This is a genomic window from Paraplanobispora siamensis, assembly GCF_016863175.1.
In the GTDB taxonomy this organism is placed as follows: Bacteria; Actinomycetota; Actinomycetes; order Streptosporangiales; family Streptosporangiaceae; genus Planobispora; species Planobispora siamensis.
The window spans coordinates 1-14998 of sequence record NZ_BOOJ01000087.1 but is presented as its reverse complement, the minus strand read 5'-3'; the positions used below and the strand labels follow the sequence as shown (position 1 = coordinate 14998).

15 protein-coding genes and 2 pseudogenes are annotated in these 14998 nt (G+C 70.5%); 12 read left to right on the top strand and 5 right to left on the bottom strand.

Annotated elements, in window-relative coordinates; translation table 11 throughout:
* The first annotated feature begins 42 nt into the window (after nucleotides 1–42).
* Both Psi01_RS40665 and Psi01_RS40660 read left to right on the top strand, forming a co-directional pair.
* Complete coding sequence (locus Psi01_RS40665) at nucleotides 43–786, top strand: ABC transporter permease (protein ID WP_204069540.1); 744 nt, start codon at nucleotides 43–45, stop codon at nucleotides 784–786.
* Complete coding sequence (locus tag Psi01_RS40660; protein WP_204069539.1) at nucleotides 783–1550, top strand: hypothetical protein; 768 nt, start codon at nucleotides 783–785, stop codon at nucleotides 1548–1550. The genes Psi01_RS40665 and Psi01_RS40660 overlap by 4 nt, the downstream gene beginning before the upstream one ends.
* Here Psi01_RS40660 and Psi01_RS40655 read toward each other — a convergent pair.
* Nucleotides 1547–2641: a hypothetical protein gene (locus Psi01_RS40655; protein WP_204069538.1), complete on the bottom strand. Its 1095-nt coding sequence runs from the start codon at nucleotides 2639–2641 to the stop codon at nucleotides 1547–1549. The genes Psi01_RS40660 and Psi01_RS40655 overlap by 4 nt on opposite strands.
* Nucleotides 2642–2907: 266 nt before the next feature.
* Here Psi01_RS40655 and Psi01_RS40650 point away from each other — a divergent pair.
* The 5 genes and pseudogenes from Psi01_RS40650 to Psi01_RS40630 form a co-directional block, all read left to right on the top strand.
* Nucleotides 2908–3513: pseudogene (locus Psi01_RS40650) on the top strand (MFS transporter); the annotation flags it as partial.
* Between the two features lie 9 nt (nucleotides 3514–3522).
* Nucleotides 3523–3993, top strand: coding sequence for a GbsR/MarR family transcriptional regulator (locus Psi01_RS40645; protein WP_204069537.1), 471 nt, complete (start codon nucleotides 3523–3525; stop codon nucleotides 3991–3993).
* A complete protein-coding gene (locus Psi01_RS40640) occupies nucleotides 3990–4850 on the top strand; it encodes an ABC transporter ATP-binding protein (RefSeq protein ID WP_204069536.1) in 861 nt (286 codons plus the stop codon). Before Psi01_RS40645 ends, Psi01_RS40640 begins: the two co-directional genes overlap by 4 nt.
* A complete protein-coding gene (locus Psi01_RS40635) occupies nucleotides 4847–5554 on the top strand; it encodes a fluoroquinolone export ABC transporter permease subunit (protein WP_204069535.1) in 708 nt (235 codons plus the stop codon). Before Psi01_RS40640 ends, Psi01_RS40635 begins: the two co-directional genes overlap by 4 nt.
* Complete coding sequence (locus Psi01_RS40630) at nucleotides 5551–6285, top strand: Rv2686c family ABC transporter permease subunit (protein ID WP_204069534.1); 735 nt, start codon at nucleotides 5551–5553, stop codon at nucleotides 6283–6285. Before Psi01_RS40635 ends, Psi01_RS40630 begins: the two co-directional genes overlap by 4 nt.
* Before the next feature lie 45 nt (nucleotides 6286–6330).
* On the opposite strand, the gene Psi01_RS40625 is transcribed toward Psi01_RS40630, so the two are convergent.
* Entirely contained in the window at nucleotides 6331–6807 is a 477-nt protein-coding gene (locus Psi01_RS40625; protein ID WP_204069533.1) for a GbsR/MarR family transcriptional regulator, read from the bottom strand.
* A 49-nt stretch (nucleotides 6808–6856) separates the two neighbouring features.
* Here Psi01_RS40625 and Psi01_RS40620 point away from each other — a divergent pair, with 49 nt between their 5' ends.
* The 4 genes from Psi01_RS40620 to Psi01_RS40605 all read left to right on the top strand — a co-directional run bounded on the left by Psi01_RS40620 (nucleotide 6857) and on the right by Psi01_RS40605 (nucleotide 11124).
* Nucleotides 6857–7774: an SDR family NAD(P)-dependent oxidoreductase gene (locus Psi01_RS40620; protein WP_204069532.1), complete on the top strand. Its 918-nt coding sequence runs from the start codon at nucleotides 6857–6859 to the stop codon at nucleotides 7772–7774.
* Nucleotides 7775–8006: 232 nt separating this feature from the next.
* On the top strand, nucleotides 8007–9251 hold the full coding sequence (locus tag Psi01_RS40615; protein WP_239128408.1) for a cation:proton antiporter: 1245 nt from the start codon (nucleotides 8007–8009) through the stop codon (nucleotides 9249–9251).
* A gap of 140 nt (nucleotides 9252–9391) precedes the next feature.
* Nucleotides 9392–9835, top strand: coding sequence for a CBS domain-containing protein (locus Psi01_RS40610; protein ID WP_204069531.1), 444 nt, complete (start codon nucleotides 9392–9394; stop codon nucleotides 9833–9835).
* Nucleotides 9832–11124, top strand: coding sequence for an ArsB/NhaD family transporter (locus tag Psi01_RS40605; protein WP_204069530.1), 1293 nt, complete (start codon nucleotides 9832–9834; stop codon nucleotides 11122–11124). The genes Psi01_RS40610 and Psi01_RS40605 overlap by 4 nt, the downstream gene beginning before the upstream one ends.
* Before the next feature lie 135 nt (nucleotides 11125–11259).
* Here the strand turns inward: Psi01_RS40605 and Psi01_RS40600 are convergent, their stop codons facing one another.
* Nucleotides 11260–12039, bottom strand: a complete 780-nt coding sequence (locus Psi01_RS40600; RefSeq protein WP_204069529.1) for an ABC transporter permease — start codon at nucleotides 12037–12039, stop codon at nucleotides 11260–11262.
* A gap of 105 nt (nucleotides 12040–12144) precedes the next feature.
* Here Psi01_RS40600 and Psi01_RS43875 point away from each other — a divergent pair.
* Nucleotides 12145–12425, top strand: a pseudogene (locus tag Psi01_RS43875) (DUF1330 domain-containing protein).
* A gap of 160 nt (nucleotides 12426–12585) precedes the next feature.
* Here the strand turns inward: Psi01_RS43875 and Psi01_RS40595 are convergent.
* Both Psi01_RS40595 and Psi01_RS40590 read right to left on the bottom strand, forming a co-directional pair.
* Nucleotides 12586–13524 (bottom strand): TIGR03086 family metal-binding protein, encoded by a 939-nt coding sequence (locus Psi01_RS40595; protein ID WP_204069528.1) that lies wholly within the window; start codon nucleotides 13522–13524, stop codon nucleotides 12586–12588.
* A gap of 277 nt (nucleotides 13525–13801) precedes the next feature.
* The gene (locus Psi01_RS40590) at nucleotides 13802–14758 is read right to left on the bottom strand and encodes an RNA polymerase subunit sigma-70 (protein WP_204069527.1); all 957 of its coding nucleotides are present in this window, start codon (nucleotides 14756–14758) and stop codon (nucleotides 13802–13804) included.
* Between the last annotated feature and the right edge of the window lie 240 nt (nucleotides 14759–14998).

Below are 14998 nucleotides of genomic sequence, written 5' to 3'. Positions count from 1 at the left end.
GCGACTCGGGCGGAACTGGGGAAGGTCGTCACACTTCGTGCGGTGTGGCTCATCTCCGGCGCCGTCGTCGGCCTGCATGTGCTCCTGGGGCTCCAGAACCTGGACGCCGAGACGGAGGCGGTGCGCGAGATCACCGCAGACGGCATGATCGAGCGGTTCCCCGGCATCGTACGGCCCGCCCGGGAGGCGCTCGTCGAGTACCTGGCCGCGTCGTCGTTCCAGATGTGCCTGTTCCTGCCCTGCGTCGCCGCGGTCGTCGCGGGTCAGGAGTTCCGCGCCGGTCAGCTCGGGACGTCCCTGCTCGCGGTTCCGCGGCGAGGGCTGCTGGCCGGTGCGAAGGTGCTGGCCGTCGGCGGGTTCCTGCTGTTCGTCTCCATCGTCATCGCCGCGATCAGCACGGCGTTCGTGTACTTGTCGATCAAGGACTGGAATCCCGGCCTGCCGGTGAGCGCGGAGGCGTGGACCGCCCAGGTGAAGTTCCTCGCCTACGCGGTCCTGAGCGGTCTCACCACCTTCGCCATCACCATGATCGCCCGTAGCACTCTCATCGGCATCCTGGTCACGGTGGCGCTGACCGTGTTGACCATGAGTCAGATCCTGGCCGTCTTCACCCCGGCCCTGGACGCGCTGGTCCCGCTCAGCGCGGGCCGCAACCTGATCCTCGTGCCCGACGAGAGCCTCAGGTTGTCCGCCGGTCCTGGACACGCCATGGTCGTCCTCGTCACCTGGCCGCTGCTGGCCACCGCCGTGGCGGCGACCGCCCTCTGCCGGCGGGACGCACGATGACCGCCGCCCCGACCGGCGTGCCGGACACGGGCGGGATCAGACTGACCGATCTCGTCCGCGCCGAGCTCACCAAGATCCGCACCCTGCCCGCGACGTGGATCGTGCTCGCCCTCACTCTGGCGGCCGACACGCTGCTCGCTCTGCCGGCGGCCACGGATGTCGTCCGCATCGCCGGTTCAGGCGGGCGGACAGCCGCGATCACGCAGTTCGGCACCGTACTGCTCGCCCCGGTGTACGCCTTCGTGGCCGTGCCGGTCTTCGCGGCGGGCGGTGAGTACCGGGGCGGCCAGGTTCGGGTGAGCCTCCTGGCGGCACCGGACCGCAACCGGTTCTTCCTGGCGAAGCTCCTGGCGGTTCTGGGGATCCTCACGGTCGCGGCGATCCTCGTCGTGCTGCCGGGCCACCTCACCCGGCGCGCACTCGGCGGCGCGGACGTGGCCGAGGCGACCGGCGGCCTGTCCGCTGAGGTGACGGCCTACCTGCTGCTCGGCCTGGTGGCGTACGGGTTCGCCATGCTGGTGAGGACCGTCGTCACTCCGCTGGCCGTGCTGGTCGTCCTCCCTGTCCTGGTCTCCCCGCTGCTGCGGGGTCTCAGCCCCGAGGTGACGCGGCTGCTGCCGCACGAGGCGACGCTGAGCTTCCTCGGAATGCCCGAGGGGCCGCACCTCGCGCTGGATCGGCCGGTGGGGTTGTCGGTGGTCGTGGCGTGGGCCGTGACGTTCGTCGGTGCCGCCTGGGCGGTCACCCTCCGGCGGGACGGCTAGCGGTTCGAGACGCCTGCCGCGGCCGCTCCGGGGGGCGCGCAGATCGGCCGGGTGCGGCGCAGGTAGGAGCGGGCGGCCACGGCCAGGGCGATGCCGTACACCGCGAAGGCGCCCAGCCCGATCCAGGTCACCAGCAGGGCGTCTTCCGGGGTGGGGAAGTCTCCCCGGGAGACGGTTATCGCACCTGAGGTGCCGAGGGCGGCGTAGACGAGTCCGACCGCTCCGTAGGGCGCGAGTGTGGCGGCGCCGATCAGCGCGGGGGCCAGCGGCAGCCAGCGCGGCACCCGCCGGCCGCGCAGGGCGGGCGTCCACCGGGGAAATACCTGTCCCCACGGACGTACCAGGCCGAAGATGAGGAACACCCCGAGCGCGGCCAGCAGCACCGTGGCGTCGACGCCCCAGCGTTCGAGGGTGAGCATCACCCCGGAGGCGCCGTTGCGCTCCATCGTCGCCAGCGCCTGCGCTCCGCTGACGCCGGCGAAGGTCCCGCCCAGCGCCCAGGTCGTCTTCATGGCCGCGTACGGCAGGAACGCCGCGGCGCCCGCGTAGGCCAGCATGCGCACGCGAGGCGGAGCCGGGGTGGGCTCCGGCCTGGTCCGTACGGTGGGGGAGGTGTGTACGGCGCCGCATCGCACGCAGGCGCCGGAGGAACGATAGACGCGGGTCGTGGCGATGAGCAGCACCACGCCGATCGCGGCCGTGGCCCGGTTGACGGTCGCCGTCCAGTTGTCGACGCTCTGGGCGAAGATGAGCGTGACCAGGTCCATCAGCAGGCCGAATGCGGCCGCGCCGGTCAGCACGCACAGCCCGATCAGCGTGACGGAGACGACCGGCCGGGGAACGCGCCGGCCCCAGGGCCGTACGGCGGCCAGGACCGACACCGACGCCGAGGCGGCCACGACCACGATGATCCAGTTCAGTCCGACCGGCAGCGGCTCGCCGGCACGGTGGAACACCGCGGTTCCGGTCAGCGTCGCGACCAGGCCGAACCCGCCGTACAGCAGCGCCCAGCCGAGAGCCGCATACCCCGCCCGCGACGACCACCGGAACGCTGCGGAGACGCGCGGTGTGCTCGCCGTGCCCCTCGTCATGATCCCGCACACTATGCGGGTGATCCTGTGGCGAGGCTGAGACGGGCTGAGAGGGCACACAGGAGTCCTCACCTCGGTGAGGCGGTGCGGATCACCTCACGCGAGCTCCACTGAAAGCAACGGCGCCTCAATCCGATGTCCGATCACCCCGGAGCCGGAGTGCCCCCGCCCCGAGCTCCAGTTCGAGCAACAATCGGTGCGTCGGGTTCTCCAGCGCGATCCCGAACAGTTCCTGCGTGCGCCTGACCCGTTTGCGAATCCAGGCCTGGGGCTGGCGGGTGCCGTTCCTGCTCTCCCTGACCCTGATCATCATCGGCTATCTCGTACGGCGGGCCGTCGAGGAGAGCCCCGTGTTCAAGGAGCTGCAGCAGCGCACCAAGACCTCGTCGGCGCCGCTGCGCGACCTCTTCCGGAGCAACACCAGGAACGTGGTGCTCACCGCGCTGATCTCCGTGGCCAACAACGCGGCCGGATACCTCCTCATCGCCTACTTCATCAGCTACGGCACCACCACGCTGGGCCTGGCCAGGCCGTCCGTCCTGCTCGCCACGGTCGCCGGGGCGGTGGGCTGGCTGGTCTTCACGATGTACGGCGGGATGCTGTCCGACCGGATCGGCCGGGTCCGCACCTTCCAGATCGGCTACGCGCTGGGCGCCATCCTGGGCGGCGCCTTCGCCCCCACGATCGCCCAGGCCCTGGTGCAGAGCACGGGATCCGCCCTGTCCGTCGGCGCCTACATCATGGTGCCCGGTTCCTGCGGAGCCGCGATGCGGCGTGTACCGCTTCGAAAGTCATCGCAAGATGCCTGCCCTGCAGGTCGACCTTCGATTGAAGTTTCAGAAGTTATTGAAAGTTCGATTCGCCGGACATAACGTCGCGGCATGGAGCGCACCCCGCTGCACGACTACGCGGACGAGATCGGGTTGTGGATGGAGGATCGCGGTCTGCCCCGGATGTCAGGTCGCGTGCTGGGCTGGCTGATGGTCTGCGAGCCTGCGCATCAGTCCGCCGATGAACTGGCCGAGGCGCTGCTGGCCAGCCGAGGGGCGATCAGCATGTCGGTGCGGATGTTGATGGACGGCGGCTCGGTCGAGCGGTTTCCCGTGGCGGGGACGCGGCGCACCTACTACCGGTTGCGGCCGGGTTTCTGGCTGCGCGAGGCCGAGGACAAGGCCAGGATGGCGGGCGAGTGGCGCAAGATCACCGAACGGGGGCTGCAGTTGCTGAGTGATCGCGACGAGGCGAGCCGCCAGAGGGTGCAGGAGGCGCACGACATGTACGCCTTCCTGGAGGCGGAATACGGGCGCATCAGGGACCGGTGGCTGGAACACCGGGCGAGGAAGGAGACATGAGCGTTGTCGAGGTCAATGAGCTGACGTTCACCTACCCCAAGTCCGCCGAGCCCGCGGTCAAGGGCATGAGCTTCACTGTCGAGCAGGGCGAGGTCTTCGGCTTCCTGGGAGCGAGCGGCGCCGGCAAGTCCACCACCCAGAAGATCCTCATCGGACTGCTGACCGGCCACGGCGGGAAAGCCGCCGTCTGGGGCAGGGAACCGGCGTCCTGGGGCAGCGACTACTACCGGCGGATCGGCGTCTCCTTTGAGCTGCCGAACCACTATCACAACCTCACCGCCCTGGAGAACCTGCAGTTCTTCGCGTCTCTGTACGGCGGGCCGACCGAGGACCCGATGGTCCTGCTCGAGCGCGTCGACTTGGCCGGGCACGCCGATGTCCGGGTCGGGAAATACTCCAAGGGCATGCAGATGCGGCTCGTCTTCGCCCGGGCCCTGCTGCACAGACCGGAACTGCTGTTCCTCGACGAGCCCACCTCCGGGATGGATCCGGTCAACGCCCGCCGCATCAAGGACATGATCCGCGAGATACGCGCCGCAGGCCGCACGGTCTTCCTCACCACGCACGACATGGCCACCGCCGACCAGCTCTGCGACCGGGTCGCGTTCGTGAACGAGGGAAGGATCTCCGCGCTCGACACCCCCGCCGAGCACAAGCTGAGCCGCAGCCACCGCGTGGTCCGGGTCACCTACCGCGACGGCGACAGCCTGGCGACGAAGGACTTCCCGCTCGACGGCCTGGCCGACGACGGCGCCTTCCGCGCCCTGACGCGCGAGCACCACATCGAGGCGCTGCACAGTCAGGAGGCCAGCCTGGAGGACGTCTTCATCGACGTCACCGGAAGGCCGCTGACATGAGCGTCCTGCCGGCCATGGTGCGGCTGGACTTCCGGCTACAGCGCCGCTACGGGTTCTGGTACGCCACGGGTTTCGTCATCCTCATCTGGGTCGGCGTGTTGCAGCTCGTGCCCGAGGACCTCCTCGGCCCGGCCATGCCGTACATCCTGATCGCCGACCTGGAGTTCTTCATGTTCTTCGCGGCCGGCGCGCTCTTCTTCGAGAAGGGCGAGCGGACGCTGTTCGCGCTCCTGGTCACGCCGTTGCGGTTCGGCGAGTACCTGGCGGCCAAGCTGCTGACGATGTCCGCGCTGGCCCTCGTCACCTGCGCCGTGGTCGTGCTCATCGACTACGGGCTCGGCTTCGATCCGCTGCCCCTGCTGGCCGGGGTGACGGAGATGGTCTTGCTCATGGTGCTCGCCGGGTTCGTCACCGCGCCGCTGTTCCCGTCGGTCAGCGAGTGGCTGATGCCCTCGACCCTGGTGCTGACGCTGGCCGGCCTGCCGCTGCTCGACTACTCCGGCCTGTTCCCGCACTGGGCGTTCTACCTGGTGCCCACCGAGGGCGTCGCGCTGCTGCTGGGATCGGCCTTCCACCAGGTGACGCTGACAGGATGGCAGCTCGCCTACGCCCTGGTGTATCCGGCGGCGTGGATCGTGCTGCTGTGCCGTACCGCTCGAAGGGTGTTCCACAAGCACGTCGTCACCGGGGAGGGCGGCAGATGAGGCGGGCCATCGCCGCCTTCGGGCGCAACGATCTGCGCACCGTCGGCCGGGACTCGTTGCTGATCAGCCTGCTCCTGGGGCCCTTCATGTACGCGGCGCTCATGTGGCTCGTCCCAGCGATCACGGCCTACGCGGCTCGGCAGTGGAACTTCGACCTCGTCCCCTACCACTCCGCGATCGTCAGCGCGTTCTGCGTCATGGGACCGCCCATCCTGCTCGGAGCCGTGCTGGCCCTGCAGCTGCTGGATGAGCGGGATCAGCGCACCATGACCGTGCTGCGGGTGACTCCGGTGCCGCACGCCGTCTATCCCGCCTACCGTGCGATCGTCACCGGCGTGCTGGCCGCGGTCATGGTGGTCGCCTCGCTGGCCGTATCCCGCATGCTGTCGGGCGAGGAACTCGCCATGAGCGTGCCCGTCGCCGTCGTGGCCGGGCTCATGGCTCCGATCGTCGGGTTCCTGATGGCCTCCGTCGGGCGGAACAAGGTCGAGGGGCTCGCCGTGATGCGAGTGATCGGGCTGGCGCTGTTCACGATCCCGTTCATCCCGTTCTTCTTCCTCGATGAGCCCTGGCAGTTCGCCTTCGGGCTGTTGCCGCCGTATTGGCCGCTACGCGCGTTCTGGTCCGCCATGGACGGCGGCGCCTACTGGCCTTACCTGGCGGTCGGATCCGGCTACAACGCTCTGCTGTGCCTGATGCTCCTCAAGATCCTTAGCAGGCGCCTGGCCTAGGTCGCAGGCCGAGTACAACCGGCGGCTGCGCCATGTCTGAGCCGCTCAGTCCGAGCCGCCCGGCCGGTGTGCGTCGGTCCTCTCGGTATCCCACCGGTCGAGGAGCTTGGGGAACTCCCGGGCCATGAAGGCGTACATATCACGCATGTTCTCAAGGCGGGCCCGGGCGACGGGGTGGTCGCCCACCGCGTCGAGCCCCTGTTCGGCCAGCGCGGTGAAGGCGGCGAACTCGGCCATCTTCGCGCGGAACGCACGTCCGAAGACGTCGTCGGTCAGCCGGTAGTGATCCCGCCGTGCCCGCGGAGGCCGGTAGCGCTCGATGAGCCCGCCCTGCTCCAGCTGGTTCAGCGCCACGCTCATGCTGCTCTTGGCCACACCGAGTCGCTCGCACAGCCCGGGGGCGTCGGCGGCTTCGCCGGTGTCGGCGAGCAGGCACCCCATCACCCGGCCGGCGGTGCGGCTCAGGCCCAGCCGCTCGAAGTACAGCCCGGCGCTCTCCACGAACTCCTCGACATCCGCCACGGCGGCATTCTATCTTGTTCGGAATGTTCCGAACAATTAGGATTTTTCCATGCCCCACCTTGAGCCCCTCACCGTCGCCATCACCGGCGCCAACTCCGGAATCGGCCTGCGTGCGGCGCAGCGGCTGGCCGCACAGGACCATCGGATCATGGCACTGTGCCGCGACCCGCACCGTGGCCGCACCGCCCTGGATGTGATCAACGCCGGTGCCGCCCATCCTGCGATCCTCATCCGGGCCGACCTGGCCGACCCCGAATCCGTCGACGCGGCGGCCGAGCGCATCTCCGGTGAGACCGGCCATCTCGACGTTCTGATCAACAACGCCGCGGTGTTCGACCAGACGATGCGCGCCCCCGTCTTCACCGCGTCCGGCCATGAGCTGTTCTGGGCCACCAACCATCTGGGCCCCTTCCAGCTCACCGCGCGCCTGAGCCCGCTGCTGGCCGCCGCACCCCGCCCACGGGTGATCAACGTCGCCAGCAAGGGACTGGTCACCATGCCCCGCATCGCGATCCGCTTCGACCGGCTCGACGACCCCGGCTGGTACAGCCCGACCAAGGCCTACTACCACGCCAAACTGGCCCAGATCATGACCGCCTACTCGCTGGCTCTGCGGGCGCGCGACGCGCTGGACGTCGCCTGCCTCCGGGTGCCCGCCGTACGGCTGGACGCCGATCGCCTCGCGGCCCTGCCGTGGATTCTGCGGGCGTTGTACGCACCCAAGAACCGGCTCGCCGTCCCCGCCGAGCGCCTCGGCGAGACGTATGCGGCCCTGGCCACCCGCACCGGCACCTGGCAGAAGCACGCCGGTCCCGCCGCGACCGGCAAGGCCGCGCTGCGCGGCGTCTACCTGGATGAGAACCTCCGGCCGGTCGACGCGCCCGCCTCCGCCTACGACGCCGCAGCCCGCGAACGCCTGTGGGACGCCTCCCAGCAGGCCGTCGGCAACCCGCCCTGGGCCTGGTGAGGACCGGCGAACCATCGAGAAGCGCGCCCGCCGGCCGTGCCGGGCCGGCGAACTCCATCGGAAGAGACTCCTCTGACCGCCGGTCCCGTCCGTTCATCGCCGACCGCCTGCTGTTACGGTTGGGTGCGGTGCGCCGGGAAGTCTGGTCGGCAATGCGATGGTGATCTGACCGGGTCGGAGGCGTTCTCATGGTGCGAAGGCAGACGATGTCCTCGGTGCAGGAGAGTCTCCGATGAGCGCATTCCTGACCGCGTTCGCCTGCGTGCTGCTGCTGGCGGTGCTGCTGTCCAGCCTGGCCCACCGCACCATCCTGTCGACCGCGGCGCTGTTCCTGGTGGCCGGGTTCGTGCTCGGCGATGGCGTCTTGGGCGTGGTGTCGATCAGCGCCGGGGACGAGGCCGTCGGCATGCTGGCGGAGCTGGCGCTGTTCGCGGTGCTGTTCACCGACGGCATGCGCCTGGGCTGGGCCGAACTGCGCAGCGCCTGGCGGCTGCCCGGACGCGCGCTCGGCTGGGGCCTGCCGCTCACCCTGGTCATCACCGCGGTCGGCGCGCACTACCTGGTCGGCCTGGGCTGGATCGAGTCCCTGCTGATCGGCGCGATCCTCGCCCCCACCGACCCGGTCTTCGCCGCCGCCCTGGTCGGCAACGACAAGGTGCCGCCCCGGCTGCGCCAGTTGCTCAACGTCGAGTCCGGCATCAACGACGGCCTGGCGCTGCCGTTCGTCATGGTGTTCTTGGCCGTGGCCGCCGGGTCCGAAGACCTGCACCTGGGCGAGCTCGGGCTGGAGCTGGGCCTTGGCGTGCTGATCGGCGTCGCCGTACCGTGGCTGGCGATCAAGCTGGAGCAGACCCGCTGGTTCGCCGCCTCCACCGCCTACGAGCCGCTGAACGCGCTGGCCATCGGCCTGCTGGTGCTGGCGCTGGGCAAGGCCACCCACGGCAACCTGTTCCTGGCCGCCTTCGCGGCGGGCATCACGGTGGCCACCTTCGGTGAGCGGCAGCGCGAGTCCTTCGAGCACTTCGGCGAACTGATCGCCGAGCTGTTCAAACTGGCCGCGCTGCTGGTCTTCGGCGCGCTCATCACCCCGGCCCTGCTGGGCGCGGTCGGCTGGCGCGGCTGGCTGTTCGCGGTGCTGGCGCTGGTGCTGGCCCGGCCGGTGGCGATCTGGATCTCGTTCCTGGGCTCGGGGCTGTCGGTGCGCGAGCAGGCCGCGGTGGCCTGGTTCGGTCCCAAGGGCTTCGCCTCGGTGGTGTACGGCCTGATCGTGCTGGGTTCGGGCATCGCCGCGGCGGACGAGGTCTTCCAGCTGGTCGCGGTGACCATCGTGCTGTCGATCCTGCTGCACTCGTCCACCGACATCGTGGTGGCGCGCTGGTTCGACGACGAGCGCGAGGTGCCCGCCTGGTACGGCGCCGCCGGCCGGGTCCGCGCCCGCCTGCGCGGCAAGGAGCCGGACGGCGACGGATCACCGTAGCCTCATCGGGGCGAGCGAGGGCGCGCCCGTCTCACGCTCTGGTCAAGACCGTTTCATTCCCATGGCGCCTGATACGGTGACGGCAGGTGAGCCGGGAAGTCTGGTCGGCATGTAATGCTTCGCCGACTGAAGGATGTGCCGTGCGCGCCCGTGATCTGCTTGCCGATTTCCCGGTGGTGGGACTGGACTCCCCCGTCGTCGACGCGGCGGGGCTGCTGGCCGACCAGGATCTGCCCGGCCTCATCGTGATCGATCACGACGGCTCCCCGCTGGCCATCCTGCCCGGCACCGAGGTGCTGCGCCTGGCCGTGCCCGCCTACTGCCAGGACGATCCGGCCCTGGCCCGGGTGGTCGATGAGGCCCACGCCGACGGCTTCCTGCGCGCCCTGAGCGGCCGGACGGTGCGCGAGTGCCTGCCGCCCCGGCCACGGGAGCTGCCGGTCACCGACCCGGACGCGACGGTGCTGGAGCTGGCCGCGCTGATGGCCCGCACGCACAGCCCGCTGGTGGCCGTGCTGGAGCAGGGCCGGCTGGCCGGCGCGGTCACGCTGCAGGCGCTGCTGGAGCGGGTGCTGGCCGGATGAGCGTGCTTGCCTGGGTGTCGGTGGCGGTGTTCGTGGGCGCGTACGCGCTGATCGCCACCGAGAAGATCCACCGGGTCGCCGCCGCCCTCGGCGGCGCCGGCATCATGCTGGCCATCCATGCCACCGACGCGGAAGCGGCGTTCTTCTCCGAGCACGCCGGCATCGACTGGAACGTCGTCTTCCTGCTGCTGGGCATGATGGTCATCGTCGGGGTGCTCAAGGAGACCGGCGTCTTCGAGTATCTGGCGATCTGGGCCGCCAAGAAGGCCCGCGGCCGGCCGTTCCGGCTGATGGTCCTGCTGGTGCTCATCACCGCGGGCGCGTCGGCGCTGCTGGACAACGTCACCACCGTGCTGCTGATCGCGCCGGTGACGTTTCTGGTGTGTGAGCGTCTGGCCCTGCCGGTGGCGCCGTTCCTCATCGCCGAGGCGATGGCCTCCAACATCGGCGGGGCCGCCACCCTGGTCGGCGACCCGCCCAACATCATCATCGCCAGCCGGGGGAACTTGAGCTTCAACGACTTCCTGGTGCACATGGCGCCCATGGTGATCGTGCTCATGGTCGTGTTCGTCGGATTGTGCTGGTTGATGTTCGGCCGCTCCTTCGCCTACGACCCCGAGCGGGCGTCGGCGATCATGGCGCTGGACGAGCGCGAGGCGATCGCCGACCGGCGGCTGCTGTGGCAGAGCCTGGCCGTGCTCGCTCTGGTGATGGCCGCCTTCGTGCTGCACCCGGTGCTGCACTACGAGCCGTCGGTGGTGGCGATCCTGGGCGCCGGGATCCTGGTGGCCGCCACCAAGGTCACCACCGAGCAGGCGATCGCCGAGGTGGAGTGGCCCACCCTGGTGTTCTTCGCCGGGCTGTTCGTCATGGTCGGCGCCCTGGTCGAGACCGGTGTCATCGGGCAGCTGTCGCAGGCCGCGGTGGATGCCACCGCCGGTCAGCTGGAGCTGACCACCATGGGCCTGCTGGGCGCCTCGGCCGGGCTGTCGGCCATCGTCGACAACATCCCCTACGTGGCGACCATGAGCCCGATCGTCGAGCAACTGGTCCAGGCCAACGGGGGCAACGAGACGGCCCAGGTGCTGTGGTGGGCGCTGGCCTTCGGCGCCGACCTGGGCGGCAACGCCACCGCGGTGGGCGCGGCGGCCAACGTGGTCGTGCTGGGCATCGCCGCGCGCAACCGCACGCCGATCAGCTTCTGGCAGTTCACCAAGTACGGCCTGATCGTGACGGTGGTGACCGTCACGCTGGTCGCGCCGTACCTGTGGCTGCGTTACCTGATGTGACCCGGTGCCTGCGGCCGCCCAGCCCTGCCGCGGGCACAGGCCGAGTACGACCCACCCGAGAACTTCGGTGCCGGGGGAAGGGCCGGCGTTGGCGGGCAACAGAAGCGATCCGTCCGCCGGTGACGGCGGGTGCGTTCAGCGGTTGTGATCGGCCCGCTGCCACCACGCCGCCGTGGCGAGCACACCGGTGATCCCGACGGCCGCCACCGGCAGGTAGCCGAGGATTCCGGGCGGGTCCTGATCCGCTCCGGCGATGCCGGCGTACAGTCCCGGCACCGACCAGGGGAAGTAGGCGCCGTAGCCGAGGGCGGCGATGACCTGGGTGCAGAACACGACGGCGAACATGACCCCGACCGCGGCCAGATACCCGCGCCCGACGCTGGCGGCCAGGGCGAACGGGGTGGTCAGCGCGCAGGCCATCACGGCCACCAGCAGGATGCGGACGATCCCGGTCGCCAGTGTCGGGGCCGAGGCGCCGGGCAGATGCAAAAACGCGCCGATGAGCAGGGCGAGCAGCACGGTCCAGAGGGCCAGCAGCACCGACCAGGCGGCCGCGACGGCGAACTTGGCGGTCACGACGGCGGTGCGGGAGGTGGGCAGGGCCAGCAGGTCCTTGGCGGTGCGGTCGCTGAACTCGCGACCGAACAGCCAGATGGCGATCAACCCGTAGATCAGCAGGCCGCCCACGCCGACCGCCTGCGCCAACAGGGCCAGGTAGCCGGGCCAGTCGGCCTCGGCTCCGCTGAGCTGCGCCTTGTCACCGATCAGGCCGAATGCGCGGGCCCGCTGTGGATCGGCCAGGATGAACATGAACAGCCCGCACACGGCGGCGGCGACGGTGAAGGCCAGCACCGACAGCCAGGGCAGGCGGCTGCGCCGCAGCTTGAGCAGCTCCGCCCAGAGCGCCTCACGCATCGTCGGCTCCGACCACGCGCAGGAAGTGGGTCTCCAGGTCTTCGACCTCCACCAGGAGCCGGGTGGGCGGATGCCCGGCCCGCACCAGCAGGGTGGCGACCCACGATCGGCCGTCCCTCCTACGAGGAGTGCGCGTGCCGGCTGCAGGAGCGATTCCTTGACCGTTATGGCGCACAGGTGCTGTATGCCGGGCGGGGCTCAACCGCACTGGTTGCGGAGGACGGCCGATCGTGGGTCGCCGTGCTGCTGGTGCGCTACCCCAGCCGTGAGGCCTTCAGCCGGATGGTCGCCGACCCCGAATACCAGCAGGTCACCTCCTGCGCACCCAGGCGTTGAGCGAGGCGGTCCTGCAGGCGACGGTTCCCTGGGAGTCCCCTGGCGCCTGAACACCGGCCTGCGGTATTCCAGGCCCCTCGTCCGGGTGGCCTGTGTCGGCGTCGACGTGGTTTCCAGCAGGCGTGGCTCCGGCTCCGCCGTACCAGGCCGTCGCATCGGGCAACGACCTGGTACGGCCGGTCCGCTCCGGCCTGCCGGCGTTGCCCGGTTCTAGGGCTGTCGGCCCAGATATCCGAGCAGCGCGGCGAAGGGCGCGGCGTCGGGGCCGACGGGGACGGGCTCGGCGAACCGGTCGCCATGACGCGGCCCGTCGCCGACTATCTGCTCGGCGAACCCCTGCACGGCCCGGACCACGGCGGCATCGGCGGGATACTCAACCCCGGCTCCGTGCGCGATGTCCCAGCCGTGCACGAGGGATTCGATCAGGCAGATCGAGGCGAGCCTCGATCCGGGCGCGGTCCCGCCGAGGAAGGGGACCTGCCGGGTCAGTGTGCCGGGCGTGCCGAACACCGCGATGGAGCGCGTGGCCACCGCCTGGAACGCCACGGCCGCATCGGCGCCCAGGTGGTCGGTGTCGGCCTGGTGCTGGGCGTCGACCTCGGCCGGGTCAGGGGTCTGCCCGTCGGCGATCCGGGTGATCAATGACAGAGCGCCGGTCAGGTGGTTGGCGGCCTGCCGCACCGTCCACTTGGCGCAGGCGCTGGGGGCGGTCCAGGCCTCGGCGGGGATGCACGCGAGCAGCTGCGTCGTCGTGGTGTAGCTGCGCTCCAGGAGATGGACGAGATCCGCTTCCTCGCCCGCCGCCATCGCCCGGCGCAGGTCCTCGGCGTCGTAGATCAGCTCGCCCGAGACGATGCGGCCGTCCCGGACGCGCAGCAGCTCGGCGGCGGTGAGGGTGCCGGGCAGCGGGTCCATCTGCCAGTCGATGACCGAGCAGACCAGGTCGCCCTCGGCGAACTGGTGGCGGACCTGGAAGTCCCGGACGGCGGCACCCGCTTGGCGGGCCATCGCCCGGAAGCCCTCGGCGTCGGTGAAGCCGGCCACCGGTCCGGTGAAGGTGAAGTCCTCGGCCAGCGGGACCTGGCTCATGTCGCCTGAGCGGTGTTGCCAGGCGTGGTAGTACTGCGCGACGAGAGCGCGAGCATCCATGGGGAGACCTCCGAGAAGTCGGGCCGCGACGCGGCCGGTCACCCAGATAGATCCCGGTGGCCGCGCGAACTCATCGCTCCGCGCCCGGCGGCGTGTTGACCGGTGTCACCGCTAGTCGCCCGGACCGGCCCGGCCCGCTCCGGGCGGGGGCCATGGTGGAGCGGGGTGCCCGCTTCCTCGGGCGCGGCTTCACCTGCCGGTATCTGGTGACCGCCTGCGAGCCGGACCACATCTGCATGCTTTCGGCCGGGCACCGCCGATCCGGGAGCGGTGCCCGTCATTCGGGCGGCAGGCTGAACCAGCCGAGCAGCCGGGCGTCGGGGAAGCCGGTGATCTCGGCCACTCCGGCCGGGGTGATCGTGAGCACCATGAGGCCGTAGCCGCGGCAGCGGCCGGTCTCGTCGGGCAGGTAGGCGGCCAGCGCGGGCTGGCGGTTGGCCGCGGTCTCCCGCAGGCGGATCCGGTCGAGCCGGCCCTGGGCCGGGACGGTGGCGAAGAACTCGGCGATCGCCGTACGGCCCCGGAACTCCACCGCCTCGGGCGGCATGCGCAAGATCGCGTCCTCGCGCAGCAGGGCGGCCAGCCCGTCGATGTCGCAGTTCTGCCAGGAGGAGACGAACCGCGCCAGGAGTCGCCGTTCGTAGTCGATGAGCGGGCGCTCGTGCGCGGAGGTGCGGGAGCGCAGAGTGGCCCGGCCGCGCTGCAGGGCGCTGTTGACGGCCGGGACGCTGGAATCGAGGAACGCGGCGACCTCGGTGGCGCTCCAGCACAGCACCTCGCGCAGCAGGACCACGGCACGCTGGGTGGCGGGCAGCAGCTGCAGGGCCGCGATGAAGGCCAGCGCCACGCTCTCGCGCTGCTCGGCCAGGGTGGCGGGGTCGAGCTCGTCCAGCAGGTGGTCGGGGTAGGGCTGCAGGTGGCCGACCTCGGCCAGGGTGGCGGGTTGGCGGCGGCGGCCCCGGATGGCTTTGAGGCAGGTGGTGGTGGCGATGCGGTACAGCCAGTGGTGCAACGGGGCCCGGCTCTGGTAGGTGTGCAGGCTCCGCCAGGCCCGCAGCAGGGTCTCCTGGAGGGCCTCCTCGGCCTCGTCGATCGAGCCGAGCATCCGGTAGCAGTGCAGGTGCAGCGCCCGGCGATGGGGTGCGAGCAGGGCACCGAAGGCCGCCTGGTCACCGGCTCGCGCGTCCGCGAGCAGGGCCGACGGCTCGGCGCCGGTCGTTTCGGCTACGCCCATGGCCGACAGCCTAAAGACTGGCTCTGACAGAACCGGTGGATGAGCCGTGCTCGCCCGGTCGGCGGCGATCACATTTCAGCGTCCGTCGACCACCATCACCGGGCAGGACGGATGGGCGCCGAACACCCCGGCTGAGGCGGGGCACCCGGTGTACGCCTCCATGCGCGCGAGCCAGAGCACCGCAACTGAGCCGTATCAGGTGCCGACGAGCATCCGACGAGCGACTACGGGACGGGATGG

Excerpts from the sequence above, each read along its gene's own strand:
- Psi01_RS40660 (WP_204069539.1), top strand. The coding sequence starts at position 783 with ATGACCGCCGCCCCGACCGGCGTGCCGGACACGGGCGGGATCAGACTG.
- Psi01_RS40655 (WP_204069538.1), bottom strand. The coding sequence starts at position 2,641 with ATGACGAGGGGCACGGCGAGCACACCGCGCGTCTCCGCAGCGTTCCGG.
- Psi01_RS40645 (WP_204069537.1), top strand. The coding sequence starts at position 3,523 with ATGGAGCGCACCCCGCTGCACGACTACGCGGACGAGATCGGGTTGTGG.
- Psi01_RS40640 (WP_204069536.1), top strand. The coding sequence starts at position 3,990 with ATGAGCGTTGTCGAGGTCAATGAGCTGACGTTCACCTACCCCAAGTCC.
- Psi01_RS40635 (WP_204069535.1), top strand. The coding sequence starts at position 4,847 with ATGAGCGTCCTGCCGGCCATGGTGCGGCTGGACTTCCGGCTACAGCGC.
- Psi01_RS40630 (WP_204069534.1), top strand. The coding sequence starts at position 5,551 with ATGAGGCGGGCCATCGCCGCCTTCGGGCGCAACGATCTGCGCACCGTC.
- Psi01_RS40620 (WP_204069532.1), top strand. The coding sequence starts at position 6,857 with ATGCCCCACCTTGAGCCCCTCACCGTCGCCATCACCGGCGCCAACTCC.
- Psi01_RS40615 (WP_239128408.1), top strand. The coding sequence starts at position 8,007 with ATGAGCGCATTCCTGACCGCGTTCGCCTGCGTGCTGCTGCTGGCGGTG.
- Psi01_RS40605 (WP_204069530.1), top strand. The coding sequence starts at position 9,832 with ATGAGCGTGCTTGCCTGGGTGTCGGTGGCGGTGTTCGTGGGCGCGTAC.
- Psi01_RS40600 (WP_204069529.1), bottom strand. The coding sequence starts at position 12,039 with ATGCGTGAGGCGCTCTGGGCGGAGCTGCTCAAGCTGCGGCGCAGCCGC.
- Psi01_RS40595 (WP_204069528.1), bottom strand. The coding sequence starts at position 13,524 with ATGGATGCTCGCGCTCTCGTCGCGCAGTACTACCACGCCTGGCAACAC.
- Psi01_RS40590 (WP_204069527.1), bottom strand. The coding sequence starts at position 14,758 with ATGGGCGTAGCCGAAACGACCGGCGCCGAGCCGTCGGCCCTGCTCGCG.